Source organism: Enterococcus sp. AZ084 (assembly GCF_051714905.1).
Lineage (GTDB): Bacteria > Bacillota > Bacilli > Lactobacillales > Enterococcaceae > Enterococcus_B > Enterococcus_B pernyi.
Map to the genome: position 1 here is coordinate 1,694,973 of NZ_JBIOSS010000001.1, position 22,691 is coordinate 1,717,663.

Annotated in this window: 13 protein-coding genes, 1 pseudogene and 1 other annotated feature; of the genes and pseudogenes, 5 read left to right on the forward strand and 9 right to left on the reverse strand. The window is 39.9% G+C overall.

The genetic code is table 11. From position 1 onward, the window contains the following. Positions 1 to 198: 198 nt before the first annotated feature. The 3 genes and pseudogenes from IGI79_RS07825 to IGI79_RS07835 all read right to left on the reverse strand — a co-directional run. Positions 199 to 1,005, reverse strand: a pseudogene (locus IGI79_RS07825) (carbohydrate ABC transporter permease); the annotation flags it as partial. A gap of 68 nt (positions 1,006 to 1,073) precedes the next feature. Further along, complete coding sequence (locus IGI79_RS07830; protein WP_019723957.1) at positions 1,074 to 1,943, reverse strand: carbohydrate ABC transporter permease; 870 nt, start codon at positions 1,941 to 1,943, stop codon at positions 1,074 to 1,076. 354 nt (positions 1,944 to 2,297) lie between these two features. Further along, complete coding sequence (locus IGI79_RS07835) at positions 2,298 to 3,587, reverse strand: ABC transporter substrate-binding protein (protein WP_019723956.1); 1,290 nt, start codon at positions 3,585 to 3,587, stop codon at positions 2,298 to 2,300. 224 nt (positions 3,588 to 3,811) lie between these two features. Here IGI79_RS07835 and IGI79_RS07840 point away from each other — a divergent pair, with 224 nt between their 5' ends. Both IGI79_RS07840 and IGI79_RS07845 read left to right on the forward strand, forming a co-directional pair. After that, entirely contained in the window at positions 3,812 to 5,311 is a 1,500-nt protein-coding gene (locus IGI79_RS07840; protein WP_104776862.1) for a response regulator transcription factor, read from the forward strand. Beyond that, complete coding sequence (locus IGI79_RS07845; protein ID WP_195273111.1) at positions 5,308 to 7,032, forward strand: cache domain-containing sensor histidine kinase; 1,725 nt, start codon at positions 5,308 to 5,310, stop codon at positions 7,030 to 7,032. The genes IGI79_RS07840 and IGI79_RS07845 overlap by 4 nt, the downstream gene beginning before the upstream one ends. Positions 7,033 to 7,181: 149 nt before the next feature. On the opposite strand, the gene IGI79_RS07850 is transcribed toward IGI79_RS07845, so the two are convergent. From IGI79_RS07850 to IGI79_RS07860, 3 genes are read right to left on the reverse strand one after another with little or no spacing between them, the layout of a single operon-like run. Beyond that, positions 7,182 to 8,135, reverse strand: coding sequence for a beta-galactosidase small subunit (locus IGI79_RS07850; RefSeq protein ID WP_195273112.1), 954 nt, complete (start codon positions 8,133 to 8,135; stop codon positions 7,182 to 7,184). Next, complete coding sequence (locus IGI79_RS07855; RefSeq protein ID WP_195273113.1) at positions 8,116 to 9,993, reverse strand: glycoside hydrolase family 2 TIM barrel-domain containing protein; 1,878 nt, start codon at positions 9,991 to 9,993, stop codon at positions 8,116 to 8,118. The genes IGI79_RS07850 and IGI79_RS07855 overlap by 20 nt, the downstream gene beginning before the upstream one ends. Continuing rightward, on the reverse strand, positions 9,977 to 12,217 hold the full coding sequence (locus IGI79_RS07860; protein ID WP_438845817.1) for an alpha-galactosidase: 2,241 nt from the start codon (positions 12,215 to 12,217) through the stop codon (positions 9,977 to 9,979). The genes IGI79_RS07855 and IGI79_RS07860 overlap by 17 nt, the downstream gene beginning before the upstream one ends. A 113-nt stretch (positions 12,218 to 12,330) precedes the next feature. Between IGI79_RS07860 and IGI79_RS07865 the strand changes: the two genes are divergently transcribed. Continuing rightward, positions 12,331 to 13,377: a LacI family DNA-binding transcriptional regulator gene (locus IGI79_RS07865; RefSeq protein ID WP_207463623.1), complete on the forward strand. Its 1,047-nt coding sequence runs from the start codon at positions 12,331 to 12,333 to the stop codon at positions 13,375 to 13,377. 166 nt (positions 13,378 to 13,543) lie between these two features. Here the strand turns inward: IGI79_RS07865 and IGI79_RS07870 are convergent, their stop codons facing one another. Both IGI79_RS07870 and IGI79_RS07875 read right to left on the reverse strand, forming a co-directional pair. Beyond that, entirely contained in the window at positions 13,544 to 14,674 is a 1,131-nt protein-coding gene (locus IGI79_RS07870; protein WP_065096872.1) for a 5-methyltetrahydropteroyltriglutamate--homocysteine S-methyltransferase, read from the reverse strand. An 82-nt stretch (positions 14,675 to 14,756) separates the two neighbouring features. Then, positions 14,757 to 14,988, reverse strand: a binding site (T-box leader). A gap of 45 nt (positions 14,989 to 15,033) precedes the next feature. Beyond that, the gene (locus IGI79_RS07875) at positions 15,034 to 15,798 is read right to left on the reverse strand and encodes a MerR family transcriptional regulator (protein WP_019723377.1); all 765 of its coding nucleotides are present in this window, start codon (positions 15,796 to 15,798) and stop codon (positions 15,034 to 15,036) included. Positions 15,799 to 15,895: 97 nt separating this feature from the next. Here IGI79_RS07875 and IGI79_RS07880 point away from each other — a divergent pair, with 97 nt between their 5' ends. Both IGI79_RS07880 and IGI79_RS07885 read left to right on the forward strand, forming a co-directional pair. Continuing rightward, positions 15,896 to 17,644, forward strand: coding sequence for an ABC transporter ATP-binding protein (locus IGI79_RS07880; RefSeq protein ID WP_065096871.1), 1,749 nt, complete (start codon positions 15,896 to 15,898; stop codon positions 17,642 to 17,644). After that, on the forward strand, positions 17,631 to 19,418 hold the full coding sequence (locus IGI79_RS07885; protein ID WP_438845818.1) for an ABC transporter ATP-binding protein: 1,788 nt from the start codon (positions 17,631 to 17,633) through the stop codon (positions 19,416 to 19,418). Before IGI79_RS07880 ends, IGI79_RS07885 begins: the two co-directional genes overlap by 14 nt. Before the next feature lie 66 nt (positions 19,419 to 19,484). Here IGI79_RS07885 and IGI79_RS07890 read toward each other — a convergent pair whose 3' ends face one another. Next, complete coding sequence (locus tag IGI79_RS07890; protein WP_104776867.1) at positions 19,485 to 22,502, reverse strand: bacterial Ig-like domain-containing protein; 3,018 nt, start codon at positions 22,500 to 22,502, stop codon at positions 19,485 to 19,487. Positions 22,503 to 22,691: the final 189 nt, after the last annotated feature.

The window sequence follows — 22,691 nt, forward strand, 5'->3', positions numbered from 1 at the left end:
AAAAAAGGCTAAACTACATGCGATAAGCGATAAAAGCCAGAAATAGATAAACTATTTCTGGCTTTTATCGCTTATCTTTAAGAAGTTTATTTTATAACAAAAGTTATCCGCATATTGTAAATCTAACGATAACGTTTTTCATATTTTTGATCATTCAAGTGATAGTGCCTGAACATGAAATTTCAGGCTTATTTCTGTCTATTTGACAGAACCAATCATCCCTTGAACAAATTGTTTTTGTAAAACGAAAAACACGAGTGCAGTTGGTAAGGTCGCAATCACCAGTCCGCTCATGATCATGCCATAGTCTGGTGTATAGGATGCCCCCATGGCTGATAATACTAATGGAACTGTTCGTTTGTCTGGAGATTGTAATGCCACTAAAGGCCAGAGGTAATTGTTCCAACTACTCATAAACGTGATGATCGCCGCTGCGGCATACGTATTTTTTGCTGTTGGTAAATAGACACGAAAGAAAATACTTAATTCTTTAAGACCATCTAAACGTGCCGCCTCTACTAGGTCCTTAGGAAAGGATTTCGCGTTTTGACGGAAAAAGAAAATCAAAAAAGCGGTACTTACTGAAGGTAAGATGACGACTAGAAAACTATTGATTCCTAATATCGTACCATTCAATTGTGAAAACATTCGATATAGCGGGATCATCAATGCCGCAAAAGGGACCATCATCGATAATAACAAAATATTAAAGACGACTTCTTTTCTTTTACTCTTATAGATCTCAAAGCCATAACCTGCCATGGAAGAGATCAATAAAGCAAAAATCGTTGTAACCACAGCGATCATTGCAGAATTAAGTAGAGAGCGTGAAAAATTCAAGTCATTCGAAAAGAGATTTTGAAAATTGATCACTAAATTCTCACCGATCATCAGTTTACCTGAACTAATATCGACTGCTGTATTCGTCATTCCTAAAATCATCCAAACAAACGGAAAAATTGAAATAAAGGAAACGATGACTAAAGAGGTATATTTAAAAATGCTTAAGAGTAACTGTCCGATACTCACTTGCTTTTTTGTCATTGACCGGGGTTGACTACTTGTCATTTCTCTCATTTGCTCTCACTCCCTATTTTAGTTTGAATCACTGATAACAAGACGATAAATAGTACGATAACGAAAGAAACAGCTGCGGCATAACCAAAATTCGGGGTGAATTTATAACTCAAATTATAGATATATTGTGACAATGTCGTCGTGGCATTTGCTGGCCCACCACCAGTGATATTTTGTACCTCATCAAATAATTGCAAGGTACCGATCGTTGAAGTGATCGATGTGAACAAAATGATTGGTTTCAAGTTAGGTATCGTGATTTTAATGAACTGTTGCCATCTTGATGCGCCATCAATATCAGCAGCTTCGTATATTTCTGGATCGATGTTTTGCATACCAGATAAAAAGAAAATCATATTATACCCTGTCCAACGCCATGTGATGGAAATAATGATCAATACTTTTGCCCAGAATGGATGAGTCAACCAACCGATCGGGTTATCGATCAAGCCAATTCCAACTAAAAGGTTATTGACTAAACCTGATTGGGAAAATAAACTTTTCATGATCAAAGAATAGCTGACCATTGAGGTAATACATGGCAAGAAGATCGCTGTTCTGAACAATCCTTTGAACTTCAATTTTTTATCATTCAATAGATTGGAAATAAACAAGGCCAAAAACAACATGACAGGAACCTGTACTAATAAGTATAAAAAAGTATTGAAAAAGGCTTTACGGAAAGTTGAATCTCCTAACATTCGTTGATAATTTCCTAATCCGTTGAATGTCATGTTTACCGGAGGTCCACTTTGAAAAGAGGTGATCAGCGCTAACACCATTGGTATAAAAACCAAAATCGAGATCATGATCACTGGAAGGACTAAAAACGCGTTGCCATTTTTAAATAGATCCTTTTGTTTCATATTATTCCCCACTTTCATTACACATATGTTGAAGAAATACATGCCTCACAGAAAGTCAGACAAAATTGCTAGTTATTTTCTTCTAAGCTTTGAACCACTGCCTCAATGATTGGCGCCATCGGGCAGAGAATAGCAAACGAGCGGAACTTCTTATTTTTTCGAATACCATTGCTAAAGTTATACAGGATAGCTAACGGTGTGACTGTCCCCATACGTGTTTCAATTAATTGCTTATTCTATAAACGATACCTTCAAACGAAAGAACAATACTCTCGTTGATCCGTTTGAAGAAATCGCCACTTATTTCTTTGTTATTCCATTCATAATCGGTTTACTATTGACGCTGGATATGACTTAATTGGCTAACTGAGCTTCGACTTGTTTTTGCGTATCTGCCAAAACTTTGTCTGCTGATTCACCATTGATGATTCGGCTCAAGGATTCCGCCACAACAGATTCAATGGCATAAGTTTCATGACCATAGTTCACTTCAGGGATTTCTGCTGTCCATTTTGAAAAGTCATCGAATACTTTTTGATTACTATAGAACTCAGACGGCTGTTGATAAGCTTCTTGGTCATTTGCACTCAACATAGTCGATACTAAACCGATCTCTTCTGCTAATTTGCCCATCAATTCTTCATTCGTTGCGAATGTCTTGTCTAAGAAGTCTTTCGCATTTTCTTCACCAGCTACGCCCTTGATCACATACCAGCCGGCACCACCCAAGTTGGAAGCTTGTGCTTTTTGCATGTTAGCAGGTAGAGCAGGAATCGGTGCGATCTTCCACTTACCTGATTGATCTTCTGCCCCTTGGATGGTTGAAGAATACCAAGCGCCAGTTGGTGTAGAAGCAACAGCTCCTGATTGGACCGCCGTCACCCCAGCATTCCAGTCAGATGTTTGTTCGACTAGATCTTCTTTAAGCAAGGTAGCAAAGAGTTCTAACCCATATTTTAATGATTCATTATTTTCGATCGTCACTGTTTCTCCATCTTCCGAGGTATACCATTCTCCTGCTTGTTGCATGATCATGCGCACTCGACCTAAATCGGAAGGATTGACTTCAGAGATTTTTTTCCCTGTTTTTTCTTTGACATCTCGTGCAACTTGTAAATAATCATCCCATGTTAAGTTCTTCATATCTTCTTCCGAATAACCAGCTTCTTCTAAGATATCTGTCCGATAGAAATTGGCTGTCACACCTGAGTCAAAAGGTACACCGTAAATTTTATCGTCAACTTTGTTGACTGCAAATTTATATGCAGCAAAGTTATTTTCATCCACAATATCTGTCAAATCAGCAAACGCATCTGGGTAAGAGGTCAGATACCCTTGGATACGGTAGTCTTCGATCAACACAACATTTGGTAAACCATCTGTATTTCCACTAGCTAATGCCGTATTCAGTTTTTGTACGATATCATCTTGAGACATCGTCACTACTTCTACGTCAACATCCTCATTTTCGTAAAACTCTTTGGCTTCATTGACGGCTTTGATATTAAAGGCTTCATCCCATGCCCAGACTGTTACTTTATCTTCGTTTCCCGAAGCATCACTGGAAGAATTGCCACAACCGGCAAAAAGTGTAACTGCTGCTGTTAGGACGAAAGCGCTAGCTAAGATTTTTTTTATTTTCATTTTTATACCCACCCTTTTTAGTGTTTGTTTTTTCTTACATGCTTATCATAACAGACTTGCAAGCGTTTTCTTCCTCATCGATCGTTCTCAAGAAAAATATCCTAAAATAAGAAAAAAGTACAATTTTGTCATCTTTTGATTTAGTGAATGAAATTTTAGACTTGCATTTGTAAACGTTTCCCAGTATTTTTAACTTACGTAACAAAGGAATAGGGGGAAAAACATTGAAAAATATCGTATTGATCGATGATGAACAGACCATTCTCTCTGGTCTAAGTACCCTGATCGATTGGCCAGCGCACGACTTCCATCTCAAAGGGGCCTTTTCAAAACCATTAGAAGCGCTTGAATTCATTAAGCATCAGCCTCTTGATATCATCGTAACGGATTTGATGATGCCAGATTTAAATGGTATCGAACTTTCTCGATTGATCAAGAAGGAACAACCTGAAGCAAAAATCTTGGTTTTATCTAGCTATGATGACTTTCAATTGGTCAAAGATTCATTCAAAGAAGGCGTCTCAGATTATTTGCTTAAACCAAAATTGAGTCCTACTGAGTTTTTAGCTTCTCTAAAGAGTCTGGTGGAACAATCTACAGAAGTAAAGAAACCACGTTTGACAGAACTCGAAAAAATGAGTCAACTACTGAGCAATTATTTGTCCGGAACTTCTCTTGATTTAGGTATATTACGCGAAAAATTCCCACATGACTACTTTTATTTAGTCTATTGTGAAGAAAAGCAATCGGAAAAACAGCGTCGGAGTGAACAACTGATTGCAGAAGCACCACGATATACAAATCAGCTCGCCTCTGTCTTCCCTTTTTCTACGACAGCAAATGATATTGGTTATTTTGTCAATGTCGCTTCGAAGAAGGCATTCGATCAGTTGATTGAACGATTTCAGCAAGAGCACCAGGCAGATTCTTGTCTCTATGTTCTATCTGATACACTAGATTTTGAAAACTTTTATTCTGAATTCCTTACATTAAAACAAAAAAGTAGCGGACAACACTTTTATCTGACAGATCACTGCGTTATTTGTGAAGAGCTATTATCTCCCCTACTCTCTTCTTATGAACAACAAACAAAAAGTTATTTGACCAAGATCATGAACAAAGATTTTTCGTCTGCCATCGAAGAATTGGACAATTACATGAGTAAGGTACTTGATCAACGATTGCAACCAAGCTATTTGAAACACGAGATCATCAATCGACTCTATGCCTTGATCAATGCGATCGCGGACGAACATGAAAAAAGAAAAGAAATCATGACACTAAAAATCACGATTCCAGCACAGATCACGCAAGCAGAACGGTGGGATGATTTGGTCTTGATCGTCAATAACACGACGAAGTTATTACGTGAAGTCACCACTACATTCAGAAAAGACAACTCAGATGTGTTGACGTTGATCTATGAGTATGTCCAAGAGAATTATCATCAAGACATCAGTCTACAAACGCTATCCGAAAAATATCATTTTTCTTATAGTTATTTATCGACGATCTTTACAGAAAAGTATGGGATCAATTTTACGAAGTACTTAAAAAAAGTCCGTATCAACCATGCAAAACTATTGTTGAAAGAATCGAATCTTCCGTTAAGTGATATCGGTCAGCAAACTGGATTTACTGAACTTGGTTATTTTTCTCGGGTATTCAAAGAAGAAACTGGCTTGACCCCTTCACAATATCGTAAAGGAATACTGACCGTATGATTAAAAAGCTAAGAGAACACGAGCTATTGACCAAACTTTTGATCATTCTTTTTATTGCTTTATTCACTCAAGCAGCGACGATTTCTTTGTTCATTTATCAACGCTCAAGAGACGCCTACATCCAACAATTCGATCAATCCAATCGAATGACCTTACAAAAGATCCAACATGATTTTGAAACATTGAATGACAATATAGAGAACACGTTGACATTATTGGCTGAAAGCTCTGCTGTAGAGGGGTATTTCAAAGAAGGCCAACAAACGACTTTGGAGAAAATCAATCAACTACGGACGGTGCAAAAAATGAATGATTCATTGGCACCGATCTTTCCAAACATCAAAGATGATATTTTTCTTTTTGGGGAAAATGGTCGGATGTTCATTAGTAACGACATGGTGAGTGATCTCACTGCTGATGACTTTTTCCAATTAGAGTTGATCCAGAAAGTCAATGAGAATCCAACAGCGACACAAATGGTCTTTACTCAGTTCGGACTGACGAAACGCGATCAACATTCACCAAGTGTCTTGTTTATCAAAAAGCTTAGATCTACTTTGAACCAAACTTATGGTTATGCTGTCGTAGCCATCACTTCTGATGAGTTGGCAAAAATATTCAGCCAATCGGTCGATCCGCAAATCACGCAAATCGATTTTGTGACAGATGAGAAAAAAATCTTTGCTTCCAATGTTGAAAACCGCATTGGAACAACTTTTGATTCATTTGATGAGTTAGTCGAACACGAGACATTGACTAAAGCCAATCAGCGGATCACTCGTTTACCGCTTTATCGACAAAACTCGGCTTTGGTCAGTGAGGTCAATGTCCACTCGATCGCCGATCAAATGAATGTCATCATTCCGATCATCCTTTATAATATTGGAACACTGATTTTAGGCGGTACCGTAGTAGCGACCTATTTGAATCGCAACACTCGCTCCATCTATCAATTAGTGGATTCCCTGAACCAAATCAAAGAACCGGTAGCAGCTTCTGTTCCGATCCAAGGGACGTATGAGATCCGGACACTTGCTACTACGATCAATCAGCTGCTAACAACGATCAGTGACAATCATACGCAATCTTTACAAAATGAAAAGAAAAAACGAACATTAGAGATACAAGCGATGCAAGCACAGATTCAGCCTCATTTTATATATAATACGTTAACTAGCCTCAAATTTTTAGTGTGGCAACAAGAAAATGAAAAAGCCGTCGCAGGCATCGACAGTTTTATCGACCTCTTGCGCAGTACGATTGGCAATAAAAATGAAATTATCCCTGTAGAAGAAGAACTGAACAGTGTGAGAAGTTATATTGCGATCTTGACACTGCGCTACGGTGATGCAATTTCAACCAAAATCATGGTACCAGAGGAACTTTATTCTTTATATATGCCCAATATGATTATCCAACCGATCATCGAAAATGCTTATTTGCATGCGTTCCAAACGAAGAAAAATGGCTTCATCACTTTGTATGGGATGATCAGAGAGAATAAATTGACGTTTGAAGTCATGGATACAGGTGATGGCTTTGATACGGAACAACCAACGAAAAACAGAGACTATTTTTCAGGTATCGGTAGCAAAAATGTTCATGAACGAATCCAATTACTTTATGGTGAAGATTATGGCTTACACATTGATTCGGTAGTTGGTGTGGGTACATCGGTAACGATTACGTTACCAATCATCAAAAAAGAGAGTAAAAACTGAATGAACGTGGAGACAGAAACAATCCCTTCAGAAAATCAGGTGAACTACTTCTTTTTTGACCTTTAATTATCAACCGCAACTCATAGGACCCACTAAAAATCCATTCTGCGGATCTTTAGTGGGTCCTATTTTTGATGTTCTGATTTACATTATTTAATGATAAAACTAAATTCGTGGTCTTCTTCACCACTAATATGATAGGCTTCTTCTACATCTGCTCCCCATGAATCGATCCCTCCGACTCCTCGGACTTTCGCCAACATCGTGACAACCGTTCGCCGTTCCGGTGGTAGTTCCTCCATGTGTGTCGCCTGTTCTAATTCTTCTGCTTTGAATGGTAATGCCGCAAAAGCAAATGGCGAATCCTTTTGTTCAAATCGTAAGGAAAACTCTTCCTGACTTTTATCTGCATTATTCAAGGTTGTCTTGCGCGTGATCTCTAACCACTTGGTATCCATATGGACGCCACAATCTTGTGGCACTAAATAAGGTGGGATCGGCAGGCCATCCACATGATAGACCCCTGGTACGCCACCAGCTTTACGATCCGGATAAGTTTCACCTGACAGGCCTTCATAATCGAAATGAGTGGCTTTTGTTGGCATAATCATGCGAAAGCCTAATACTGGCAGTTCGGGTAATCCTTTCTTGCCATGATAGTACATGTTCACGTGTAGATCCCCTTGTTCGTTGACACGATACGTCATATCGACGGTCGTTTGTGGGGTTGTATTGACTGCCAATGTGAAAGTGATCTCGACTGTATTCGCATACTCTTGGTTGCTATAACGATTATTGACTGGTGCGATCGGCAGTTCGATTGATTGGTCGTTTATTGCAACATGGATGGCTTCCACTTTTAGATACAACCCTGCACCAAGCCACATACTAGAGCGATAACCAAAGCCATTTCCTCTATCATTATCTGTCAATGCTCGCCAAAAAGTCGGTTGCGTTTCACGATAAAGCCATTCTTTCCCATTCTTTTTGAGGGATTCCAAACCGCCTCGTGTGTAGGAAAAGATATAATGTTTTTCTTCTGTTTTGATTCCTAAAGTGCAGTCGCCATAAATGATTCTCAATTTAGGAGCTGTATTTGCCATAATAGTATCTTACCTCCTGTAATGCTGGTTTTTCTTGTCCATTTGCAAAAACGATGCCATTTCCCGAAAACTCATAATCACTTGGACGATCATCAAAATCGCCGCCGTAACGCATGACTTTTCGATTTGTTACTGGATCAAGTACCTCAAGTGCTTGATCTTTAAAGTCCCAAATATAACCACCTTGGTACATCTCATATCTGTCTAATAGTGCCATATAAGAACCTAATCCACCTAGAGAATTCCCCATATCGTGCATGTATTCGCACAAGATGTATGGTTTATCCGCTTGGTTTTCTAGATATTCAGCGACCGCCTCAGGCGTCGCATACATACTACTTTTCATGTCCGAAACCGAAGCTTCAAATGCGGGATCAACATAATTCCCTTCATAATGCACCAAGCGGTCTGGATCAACGGTCTTGAAGTATTCATTCATCAAGCGAATATTCTCCCCTACATAAGACTCGTTGCCTAAGGACCAGAACAAGATACTGGTGTGGTTCTTGAAGGTTTCAAAATTGGTTTTTGCTCGATCTAGCACCACTTCTCGCCATTGCGGAATTCCTCTTGGTACATTATAGGATGGCTCAAAAGCACCCATTTTTTGCCATGACCCATGTGATTCTAAATTGGTTTCTGCCATCACGTGGATACCTGCTCGATCGCAGAGGAAATACCAAGGAATCTGGTTGGGATAATGTGAGGTCCGCACGCCATTGATGTTGGCATTTTTAATCACTGCCAAATCCTTTTCCATGTCAGCTAAAGTGATCGCACGTCCTGTTTTTTCACTCCACTCATGACGATTGACGCCATTGATGATCAAACGTTTCCCATTCAGATACATCACTTTATCTTTTAACTCGATCTTGCGAAATCCGAATGGATACTCGACATATTCAGTCACTCCGTCACGGTCCCTGGTTTCAATTTCAACGGTATAGAGATTCGGCGCAAAATGATCCCATAATACCACTTCACCTAAATCAATACTGAGCTGCACTGTTTCGCCTATCTCATGCTTTTCTTCATAGATCGTTTGTTTGTCTAAATCAAGGACCCGTACCTGTAAGTCGCTTTCAGCTGTAAGATTTTCAAAAGATAAGGACACATCCAATTTTCCTTTTTGATACGTGTCATCTAATTGGGGACGTAACCACAAGTCTTCTAAATGATTCTTGCCACGAGCAACTAAGACGACATTTCGAAAAATCCCAAAGAAACGGAAAAAATCTTGGTCTTCTAAAAAGGCAGCTGTGCTACGTTTGTGGACTTCGACTGCCAAACGATTCTCTTCTTCTAGATAAGGAGTCAAATCAAATTCTGACGGTGTAAATGAATCTTCTGCATAACCAACGAAATGACCATTCAACCACACATACATGGCTTGTTCGACACCTTCAAAACGAATCGTGACATCTTTTCCCTTCAGTCCCTCTGCTAATTGGAAAGTCGTAACATAGGACCCTACTGGATTTTCTTCCGCTTGAGAGAACATCCCTGCCATTTCCTTTTCTGAAGCAGTTGTATAAGCGGGACGACGAAACTCATGACCTTCCCAAGGATACATCGTGTTGATGTAATGGATCTTATCAAAATCACTGAGTTCAATGTGGCCAGGCACATGAATCGTGTCGAATGAACGATCGTCAAAATCTTGTTCAAAAAACTCTTTTGGGCGTTTTTCTGCATTTTCAGAAAAACAAAAGCGCCATTCACCATTTAGCGACTGTAGTCGGGAACTTTGACTTTTTATTTCTTCTTTTGAACCGTAGACCGTATGATCACTATGTGCCTTTCGCTGATTCACACGAAAAACTTGGGGATCATCTAACCAATCAATTGATGCTTGCATTTTCTTTTTCCTCTCCTGTAGCTATTTTTTCAAAGTGAAACATTTCTGTTTGAAAATCTCCGTGAAAATCAGGGAGATAAAGCCCCATCGTCATTAACTCCGAGCCTGAATAAATCAATGAACTTTTACGTTCACGATACATCCCTTCCTCCAAACCAACCAAGCGGATTTCATGAAAAGGCGGTTGTCCAGAAGTTAATCGTCGTGCCATAAAGACAACGATCTCCTTTTTATTTGGAGAAACAAATTGCCACGCCGCAATGTTTTGTTCAAAGGGATTTTCTAAGCGGTCAAACTTTCCTTGTTGGATGGTTTGACGAATTTCTTTATACGTGCTGATCTGTTCTTTGATGATTCTCTTTTCTTGTTCGTCTAATGCGGTCAAATCAAGTTCATAACCAAATACCCCGCTCATCGCTACATCCCCGCGTGTCTTTAAATCTGTCACACGTCCACTTTGATGGTTAGGTGATGCGGAGACATGGGCACCCATGGATGAGATGGGATAGCCGAGACTCGTGCCATATTGGATATCGATCCGTTCCATTGCATCGGTATTGTCACTTGTCCAGGATTGTGGCATATAATAAAGGATTCCTGCGTCAAAACGGCCACCTCCACCTGAGCATCCTTCCCATAAAATATCTGGGTAAGCTGTGGTCAACTCTTCTAAAAGGTCATATAATCCTAAAACATACCGGTGATAGACCTCTCCTTGATTCTGATTCTCCACGTAAGCAGAGTAAACATCTGATAAGGAGCGATTCATATCCCATTTCACATAATCGAGCGGTACCTCATCCAAAATCTTTCGTAATTGCTGACTGATCGAATCTCGCACTTCTTTTCGTGTAAAATCCAAAACAAATTGCGACCGAGATGCCGCAGGCGTTCGTGCTGGTTCTTGCATCAAATAATCAGGCGTCTGACGATACAATTCAGAATCGATCGAAATCATTTCAGGCTCTACCCATAGCCCAAATTTTAGGCCCTTTTCATGGGCGTAATCTGCAATGCCTTTCAAACCATTCGCCAATTTCCCTTCATACTCAAACCAGTCTCCTAAAGAAGAAGTATCTGCATCTCTTTTTCCGAACCAGCCGTCATCTAAGACGAACATTTCCATACCTAACGCTGCTGCTTCATCGATCAGTGCTTCGATTTTTTTGCTAGTAAAATCAAAATAAGTCGCTTCCCAATTATTGACCAAGATTGGACGTGGTTCGTACTGATGTTTCCCACGTGCCACACGTTCTCGCAGCAGTTCATGATGTATGTGGCTCATGCCATTTAATCCTTCGTCTGAATAAGAAAGGATCATTTCTGGCGTTTGGAACGCTTCATCGGTTGAAAGTTGCCATTTGAACTGATACGCATTGATGCCACCAATAATTCTTAGTTGATCGATTTGATCTTTTTCGATCTCGAACGCATGATTGCCAGAATAGATAAACTGTAGACCGATGGCTTCTCCAAGACTTTCCGTCGTATGGGTATGTGTCAAAGCGATAAAATTGTTCATTTGGTGACTACTGCTTCCTCGTCGACTTTCAAATGATTTCACCCCCTCAGTGATCCGTTGTCTCGAAATCAAACGCTCTCTAGCGTGGGCTCCAGGTAAGGCGATCACTTCAGTAAATCTGCCCGAATTCGTCAAATCTAATTGAAAAGAAGCTGCTTTATCTAACCAGATCATTTGCTCCGTTTGATTGCGATACTTAGCAGATCGAACGATGGCCCCTCGTTTTTCATAGATCGTATAAAATAGATCTACATAAATTGGTAAATCGCGATCTTTCAATGTAACACATAACGTTTGTGCCTCTTGTTCATCCAATACATAGGTTTGTGGTAACCCTGGAAGTTTTGGTTTACCTTGGATGATCTGATACGTTTCATATCTTAAATCAAGCAAGCTAGAGCCATTCTCACGTGTGATGATCGTGGCTGGAATGCGATAATCCATACTTCCGTGTCCCGAAAATTCTTGTGGCAGCGTATCTTTTGAAAATGCCCGCTCATCATGCAAAGGAACATTTCCTGAAAAACCACGATCTCTTCTTGGGTATTTTTTGTTATCGGTATAGTTACTCACTTTTTTACCAAAATGAACATGGGTCAACACGCCAGATTCTTCAATTTTCATCACATAAGAAATCAATGGATTCGACAAATGAAAAACATTTGTTTCCGAATCGAATGCAATCAATGATTGTCTTTTCATTTCTTCACCTCACAAATTTTTAGAAACCGTTTACTTTTTAACTAACTCCTGTATACTGTTTACTAAACATATTTGTCAATAACTTTTTTTATATTTCTTAAAGGAGTGATTTTATGGTAGGGATTCGTGATGTCGCTCGAAAAGCGAATGTCTCTCCTGCAACTGTTTCACGCGTATTGAATCAAGATAAGACAATCCATGTCGCACCAGAAACAAAGAAACGGATTTTTAAAGTTGCAGAAAAATTGAACTATGATATCAATAAACGAAAATATATCAAAAAACGAATGCCATCGATCGGTGTGATCTCGACGATCAGTAAGGCAAGTGAAGCACAAGATGTCTATTACAAAGAATTACGTATGGGATTAGAAGAAGAAGCAAACCGCCTGCATATTGGTATGAATCGCATCTACAATCTCTCTGACAATCCTAAGGAATGGAAAGACTTAGATCAACTAGGAGCGATCATCGTAGTTGGAACAGTGACGAAGCAGTCGATCACTGATCTATTGGCACAAAATCAGCATTTGATCGTTGTTGATAATCCTGATATCCAACAAGAAGTCGATATGGTTTATGGAGATTTGGAGCGAATGACCAAAGCTGTTTTAGAGTTGTTTCTAGAGAGTGGGCATCAACGGATCGCCTATATCGGTGGCTACCAAGTCGATATGGATGAACGAGGAGGCAAGACGATCAATCCAGATGAAAAACGCATCCGTGCCTATTTGCATTTCATGTCCGATCACCAGTTACAAGATTACAGTACGCACTATCTGGGAAATTGGACCGAAGAAGACGGTGAACGATTAGCTGAAGAGCTGATCCAAAGCTCTGATCCACTTCCAACCGCACTCCTTGTAGGAAGCGATCCAATGGCAATCGGCGTCTATCGCACAATGAAAAAACACCATTTGGCCATCGGTAAAGACATCATGATCGCCAGCTTCGACAACATTGAAGCAGCCAGTAAACTAACTCCTGGATTGACCACCGTCCAAATCAATGCCAAATCCATCGGTAAAGCCGCCGTACGCTTAGCCGTCGAAAGAATCGACCAAATCCGCGACGAACCCATTATTTTGACCTACCCCACCCGATTAGTGGTAAGAGAAAGCTTTGTGCCAAGAGGTCGTGAAATGAGCGCTCTGACCTGAGCAGTAAGATAGAAAATCGGAAAATAGCTTCTCATATTTTTCGATTTTTTAGCTTAGTGTTGAATATCAGCTCCAAGAATTGATTTTTTTCAGCAAAAAAACCGCTATGAACACAACTGAGTTGTTCTTAACGGTTTTTCTGAATACTTGGTTTATCGGCGTTTACTTAATTCCAGACCTCTTCTGCAATACTCTTGATCAACGCAATTTTCTGCCATTGCGCTTCTTCTGTCAAGATATTCCCTTCTTCGGTGGAGGCGAACCCGCATTGCGGGCTTAAACATAATCGATCTAAAGGGATGTAACGAGTAGCTTCATAAATTCGCTCGATGATTGTTTGACGATCTTCAAGTTCGCCGGATTTTGAGGTTATCAGTCCTAATACTACGAGTTTTTCTTCACTAACTTTCGCAAGTGGTTCAAAACCGCCTGAACGATCGTTATCATATTCTAAATAATAGGCATGAACATTTTCTTCCGTAAATAATGGCTCAGCTACAGCATCATACCCGCCAGCTGCTGCCCAGGTGGAGTGGTAATTCCCTCGACAGACATGGGTATTCAAAATCAAATCTTGTGGTTGATTTCCAAGAACCGCATTATTGATTTGTAAATAGGTCTGCGCCAACTCTTTGCGAATCTCGCTTTCCTCTTTATCACTCTCTGCTAAAAATCCTTCTGGTAAAGGTGCTACTAATACGCCCCACGTACAATCATCCAATTGGATCGTTCTGGCGCCTGCTTCATATAAATCCGCGATCACTTGCCGATAAGCTGTTACGATATCTTGAAAAAGTTCTTCGTTTGTCGGATAGATGGCACGAACATGAGGCAAAATGTCTGGACGTAACAACTCTACTAACAGTTGAGCTGGGGCTGGAATGGTTTGCTTTACTTCGATGCCCTCGGTCGTATGGGTACGTGTAAACCGAAAATGGTCCACAAAAGGATGGCTCTCTCCTGTGATTTTTTCTGTTACAATCACCGTTCCTGGACGTGTCTCTTCTCCGTGAAACTGATAACCACGCTCAGGTACAAAAAACTCGATACCTTGTAAACCAAAGAAAAAGTCCAAATGCCACCAACTCCGACGAAACTCACCATCTGTCACCGCATGTAAGCCAGCAGCTTCTTGTTTTTTGATCAGATCGATAATGGTTTCATCTTCTATCTCTTTCAAATCAGTAGCAGAAATAAGCGATTCGTTATATGCTTTTCGTGCTTTTTTTAACTTTTCTGGGCGCAAAAAGCTCCCGACGATGTCATAACGAAATGGGGATGTTGAACGAGTAGTCATAAAAAAATTCCTCCTTAGATTGCGTAGTAGATAAAGACCTGATGAAAACAAAAAACACTCATCCCTTTTGCCAAGTCTTGACAAAAGGGACGAATGCGTCGTGTTACCACCCTTATTTGCATTATCCTCACAAATAATGCCTCAACGATACCATCAGATATCCGGCGAGTTAACGGTCGCAGTCCGGTTTTACTCATTTACTAGTAAAACAAGCTCCAAGTTCATCTTCACTAAGGTTTCTGGTCTCCTTTTTCACCCACCGGAGTCTCTTTTTACCGTTGACCGTTAGTTACTCTTCTCTTCTACGCTTTGATATTGTCAATTACTATCCCATGTTTACTTCCGAATGTCAACTAATCCTACTTCCCCTCACTCACTTCGATCCAAGCTCGGTAATATTCAAAGGAAATCTTTTCCTTTGTCGTATGGGTCAACAAGTATTGACCAATCGTTTGTCCTAATCGATAGCCTTGCTTTTGCAACCTGTCTTTTACTTCAGATAGATTATTATTTTTTGTGTTGTTCACTTCGACTTTTAGTAGAAATCGCACGTACTTTTTCGCAGGATCATTCTGCCAGATCGTCTGTGAACCTGGGAGTTCTTTCGTGTGCTCGTCCGTACAGAACCCATAAATACTGTTCTGATTATTTTCTGGAAAATAAATCACGAAACTTGAATAATTTTTTAGATATTCCTTTGAATATAAGAGGTCATCAGATGCTGCCACGACGATTTTTTGAAAGGGAATTTCTTCTTCAGGAAATTTATCTGGTTCACTATCGATCATTTCTTTCAACTGTTTTTTTCTTGATAATACTTCTTTATGTTTTTGTTCTAAGATTTTTTTCTCATGATCCAAACGCTGTTCCGTTTCAGCTAAAATGTCGTACATCTCATTTAACGATTTACTATATAGATTTTTCATTTGCTTCATGGGAATATCGAGTTTTCGATAAAAATTGATGTCATATACTTGAAAAATAGCATCGATATCAAACAACCGATACCCGTTTTCCTCTTCTCTTGCTGCATGGATCAATCCTTCTGCATCCCAATATCGAATGGTTGATCGAGGGATATCCAATAACTCCGATACTTCCCCAATCGAATACAATCGTTTCATACCTTTCACCTCAATGATAGTTTATGCTTTTTCTTCTTGACCTTCAAGTAACTTTAAGGTGTAGAATGCGTATTTGTCGGGAAAAGGAGGAAACATCATGAAACTATTAAAAATATCGATAAAAAACAATAAAGGAATTGCTTTACTTACTCTTTTATTTATCTGTTTACAACTGCTAGGAACCCTTGGTGTGCCAAAGTTAGTAGCTGATCTCATAGACACAGGGATTGCAAGTGGCGAAGTGAAACAAATCCAACAAATTGGAATTCAAATGTTACTTGTTGCTCTATTAGGCTCTTTTGCCGCAGTTGCCTCAAGCTACTGTTCTGCTTTGTTAGCCGCACGATTTGGCTATCAGACACGAGCAAGTTTTTTCAATAAATTTCAACAATTGTCGATGAAAGATGTCGATCAATTTAATACCGGTTCACTATTGACTAGGATGACCAATGACGTAGATAACGTCCAACAAATGATCGTCATGTTCTGTCAGATGATCATCCCTGCACCAATTATTTCATTATTTACGATTCTGATGATGTTGGAGCATTCCGTCAAGTTGACATTGATTACGTTAGGCTCGATCTTCATCTATGCGCTGATCACGTATTATTTGATGAAAAAAGGAACCCCTTTATCTTTGAGTATTCAACCGAAGATGGATCGTGTCACGACAACGTTGCGTGAATTCTTTACAGGTGTCAATATGATCCGTGCCTTCAACAATCAAGATTATGAAGAAAAAAGAACAAATGAAACCTTTGAAAATTACGCGCAACAGATGATCCGAGTCAATCGAATCTTTGCTTGGGTCACACCGATCGCCTTTTTACTCATGGGTATCGTTTATGCATCCATTTTGTGGTTTGGTGGCGGTTTGGTGGCTAATGGTAGCTTACAAATCGGTACAGTAACTGCCATTGTGGAATATTCGATGTTGACACTTGCCTATTTGATGATTGCCGCAATGGTTTTTGTTATCGTACCAAAATCAATCTCTTGTCTTAAACGAATCGAAGAAGTATTACAAGCTGAAATCGAAATCAAAGATCCCGACCAACCAGAAACTTTATCCTTCGATTCAGTCGATGATACTTTCTTATCCTTCGAACATGTGACGTTTCGCTACAACGAAAACGCCGATCCTGTATTGGAAGATATTGATTTTATTGTACCAAAAGGAAAAACGACAGCCATTGTTGGTGGAACAGGTTCAGGAAAAAGCACGATTGCAAAATTACTGCTACGTCTAAACGATGTTTCAAATGGGCAAATCAAATTCGCAGGCACCCCAATCACAGAAATGAACCAAGAAACGCTTCGAAGCTATATTAGTTATGTTCCCCAAAAAGCATTTTTATTTAGTGGAACGATTCGCAGTAATCTATTGATGGGGAACGAACATGCGACAGATGAAGAACTAACCAAAGCAATTCGCATCGCACAATTGGATGAAGTATTAGAAAACCTACCGGATCAATTGGACAGCTTTGTGGCTCAAGGCGGAGATAATTATTCTGGCGGCCAAAAGCAAAGGATGTGTATTGCTAGAGCGTTAGTCAAATCTGCTGAAATCTATGTCTTTGACGATAGTTTCTCTGCATTGGACTATCGAACCGATGCTAAGTTACGTGGGGCGTTGCAACGTGAAATGGCAGATAAAACACTGATTATCATTGCACAACGTCTAAGTACCATCATAAACGCTGATAATATTATCGTTTTAGATGAAGGACGGATCGTCGGACAAGGCACGCATGAAGCGCTATTGAAAACCAATCGCTCGTATCAGGAATTTGCGAAATCACAAGGTATGTTGAAGGAGGGAGTCGATGGAAATGACTAAAACAACGATAAAAAAACAAAGCTTGAAACGTTTCTGGCGAATGATCCAGCCTGAACATAAAATCTTCTATGGTTCGTTACTTTGCAGCTTGGTCGGTAATACATTAGTCGTTGCTATGCCACTAATCATGGGTATCGGGATCGATCAACTACTCGGGCGGATCAAAGAGGTTGGACTTAATCATATGACAGTAACAGATGTAAGAGAAACATTGCTTTTACCAGTGATTCTGTTGATACTCTTCTCCTTACTAAGTAGTATCACTTCCTTTATTCAAGAACGAGCGATGGCTTCATTAAGTGAACGAGTGACCTTACGTGTCCGTAAAGAAGTTACAAAAAAATTCAAAGCTCTTCCAATGGCTTTCTATGACCGTCATCAAGTTGGTGATATCATCAGTCGGACAACTACAGGTTTAAATCAGCTATCACAAGTATTGCTCACAGGGATCAATCAACTTTTCACCTCTCTTGTAACGATCCTGTTAGCTGGTATCATGTTGTTTTACATCGATATCAAATTGACTTTACTTGTTCTTATTTTGATTATGATCAGCACAACTGTCACAACAAAATTCGCAAACAAGAATAAACAAATTTCTGATCATAACCAAGAAGAGCTGGGAGATTTGAATAATAAAGCAGAAGAATATCTAACTGGGAATTTGGTGATCAAGGCCTTCAACCAACAAGCATTAGCGATTGATGAAGTCAAGAAAGCAAATGAAAAACAATCGCAAGCTTTCAAAAAAGCGCAGTTCATGAATTTTGCGATCTATCCAGCGATTCGTTTGATCAATCAATTAGCGTTTATCGCAAGTGCGGTCATTGGGGCAATAGCCGTTTTATCTGGTGGGATCACGATTGGTTTCTTACAAGCGTATTTGCAGTATATCAATCAAATATCAGAACCAATCTCCACTGCTTCATATGTCATCAATTCCGTACAATCAGCCATGGCGTCCATCGAACGAATCTTTGAGATCATGGATGAGCCAGAAGAAACCATTGATCAGGCAGTAGAAAATCCCATCATCACACCACAAGGAGCTATTGAATTCAAACATGTGCGCTTTGGTTATACACCAGAAAAACCGTTGATGAAGGATGTTAACTTCTCAGTCAAACCAAAACAAACAGTTGCTATCGTAGGTCCAACTGGCGCCGGAAAAACAACCCTTGTGAATCTTTTGATGCGCTTTTATGAAATCAATGACGGACAGATTTTATTCGATGGTCATGATATCACTGATTTGCCGCGCCATGAATTACGGAATCTATTTGGCATGGTACTACAAAATACTTGGTTATTCGAAGGTACTGTTGCAGAAAATATTGCTTACGGCAAAAAAGAGGCAACCAGAGATGAAATCATTCAAGCAGCTAAAATTGCTCAATGTGATCATTTTATCCGTACGCTGCCACAAGGTTATGACACCATTATCTCAAGCGAAAATGGGTCGATATCTCAAGGGCAACAACAGCTCTTAACGATTGCACGAGTCATTTTAGCTAATCCTGCAGTCGTCATTTTAGATGAAGCAACGTCAAGTGTCGATACACGTACGGAAGCCTTGATCCAAGAAGCGATGGATGCTTTAACTAAAAACCGGACCAGCTTTGTGATTGCCCATCGTCTGTCAACGATTGAACATGCGGATATGATCGTAGTGATGCAAAACGGAGACATCATTGAAACAGGAACGCATACAGAGCTATTGCAACAACCAACACTTTATGCAAGCTTATACAATAGCCAATTTCAAAATAGTTGAGGCACAAAAAAACCAACTTAGTCTAGGATCACTCCGAAACTAAGTTGGCTTTTTGATTTTAAAGATTCAATCTTTACGATTTTTCTTTTTCTTGTAGATATAGGTTCCGATTGCTCCTCCAACAAGAGCAAAACCAAGAACGGTTGCACTAGATCGGATCTCACCAGTTTTTGGTAAATTTTTTGCTGCATTTTCTTGGGCTTGTTTTTGTTGTGTCGCAGGGGTATTGACTGTTTTCTTTTGCTGAGTATTCCCTCCGCCTGCGTTGGCATTTCCTCCGGCAGTCCCTCGTTTACTCACTGTCACTTGACTTGTTTCTGAAACTGAACCATTCGTGTAAGTGATCGTATAGGTTCCTTCTTTGTTGGTATCAACATCGCCTGACACCATATTCTGGTCAAATGCGAGAGTGAACCCTTCGCGATTTGTTGCGGAGACAAAGCCATCGCTTGGGTCCCACGTATCACCGATATATAATTGAAGATCCTTTGTTACAATCGTTTCTCCGTTTTCTTTTACAACCACCATAACTTCTTCTGTTGCTCGACCGTTGGTATAAGTCAACGGATAATCGCCAGCTTTAGTTGTATCTACCGTACCACTGACCATGCTTTCATCAAAAACGATCATTTCCCCATCTTTGTTTGTAGCAGATACAAACTGATCACTTGGCGCCCACTTATCACCGACATAAATGCTGCCATTTTTTGCTTGGATCGTTTCTCTATTTTCAACCACGGTCACTGTGATTTTTTGAGAAGCTTCTCCATTCGTATAAGTAATGATGAAGTTTCCTGTTCGTCCGGTGTCAACGGTGCCTGACACCATACTTTCATCAAATGGCAAAGTGTCACCTGTTCTATTGGTCGCTGAGATAAAATTATCGCTTGGATGCCAAACATCCCCTGTGTGGATTCTTGAATCGGTCGCCTTGATCGCTTCTTGACTAGCAATGACGGTCACTGTGATTTCACGACTGAGTCTCCCAAAAGTATAGGTGATCTTGTACTCGCCTACCTGTGTCGTATCGACTTCGCCGCTGACCATATTTTCATCAAAGACAACAGCTTCACCCGTTTGATCAGTAGCGGAAACAAAATTATCACTTGGTGTCCAAGCATCACCTACAATGATCGTCGAATCGATGACTTGAAGGGATTCTTGACTTTCTTCGACAGTCACATTGATCTGTTGACTCGCAGATCCATTGGTATAAGTCACTGGATAGACTCCTGCTGTCGTCGTATCCACTGTACCACTGACCATACTTTCATCAAAAGGAATTGATTCTCCATTTGGATCGGTCGCTAAGACAAAATTGTCGATTGGTTCCCAACTATCACCAACATAGATCGTTGAATCAATTGCGCGGATCGACTCACTAGCAATTGGTTGCCACACATAAGTATCCGCCATGCTGTTTTGATAAGTCGTCATCAGTGAAGAGGAGCTTAATACATATTCACCAAGTGGGACATCTTCTGTGCCAGATCCCACATTTTGCCAATACCCCGTATGCTCTTCTGTAGCGAGCAACTCAGGAATATTGGTATCAGTTAAAGAATAGAACTGGATACCTAAAGAAATTTTGGATAAAGAGGTTGTACCAGCAAACATCTCTTGCTGCAATTGCACCTTGCCAGTTTTAAAATGAGATAGATCCAATTCAGTGATCTTTTTGCAGTTTCTAAACATTCCTCGCATAAATCGCATATTCTCCGTATCAAAACCACTGACATCGATTGCTTTTAAATTGAGACATTCTGCAAACATAAAACTCATTGTTGTCACGTTAGTTGTTGAAAAGTTCGTAACATCTAACGCTGTCAGACCGGAACAACCGAAAAACATATAGTACATGGAAGTCACGTTTGTCGTATCAAAGCGGCTAACATCAAGTTCTGACAAACCGGAACAGCCATGGAACATATAATGCATGTACATAACGTTGCTCGTATCAAAATGTGTCACATCTAACGCTTGTAATCCCGAACAGCCATGGAACATGAAGGACATTTCTGTTGCTTGACTCGTTACAAAACTAGAAAGATCCAGTTGAGACAATCCGGAACAACCGCGGAACATATGACTGAAATTTGTCACGTTGGCTGTTTGAAAACCAGTTACATCCAGTGTCGTCAAAGCAGAGCAATCATAAAACATGTAGCTCATGTTCGACACGTTCATCGTGTTAAAACTGGATAAATCTAATGAAGTCAATCCGCTCATCCCATAAAATATATGACTCATTTCAGTGACATTCGCTGTATTGAAGTTGCTTAGATCGAGCGTGCTAACAGAAGACACCCCATTGAACATATAGTTCATCGAACGAACATTTTGGGTATCAAAAGCTGTAAGATCCAATGAGGTCAGCTGCTGGCACCATGCAAAGAAATAATCCATATTCGTGACTTGACTTGTATCTAGATTGGATAAATTCTCGATCGTCGTCAGCTGATTCATATCAAAAAATAGTCCTAATGAGTCAGTATTTGCTACCACAGGTCCAGTAAGAACGACTTTTTTGATGAGTGAACGGTGAGGAAACCAAGGTGCACGAGCCGCTGATGTTGTTTCTCCTAATGTCCCTGCATCTATGTACAATACACCTTCCTGGTCGATCCGCCAAGGACTGCTACCAAACACACCAGATGCTAATTGATCTTCTGTTCCTTGTATCTCAAAACATTCAGTCTTGGCATTTGGATCTGGAATAACTGGTTCACTTGAAACATCTGTCACTTCTTGTTCCACAGTGGTGGGAACTGTCGAATCGACAGTAGATTGCTCTAGCTCAGCATTTCCATCTGGAGTTGTTTCTGTGGTGGGTTCTGTCGGCACTTCTGATGGAGCAGTTGCTGGGGATTCTGGCGTTTCGCTTGTTTGCTGTTCATCCATCGCTTCGTTTTCTGCTGTTTCCATCAGGCTGTTCTCTGTTGGTTCTTCGATGGTCGAATTGACTAGCTCTTCTGTCATTTGTCCACTGTCTAAATGATCAGCAAATGTCGTGATACTCTGTTGGGATGCGTTCATAAGTAATAACATTGAAGCTGTCACTTTTACTATTTTTCTGTGGTCCATTCCTTATTCAACTCCTCAAATTATAGAAAGATAAAAAAACATCCAACTAAATTCTAACGTAATCTGTGAAAGAAAATTTTTTATTTTTTTTTTTTGAAAAAAATATTTGAGAATCGATTTGTATTTCCAAAATAAGAAAGATAAAATAAAACAATCGAATAAGAGTCACCCAAACGAAAGGAGCAATTA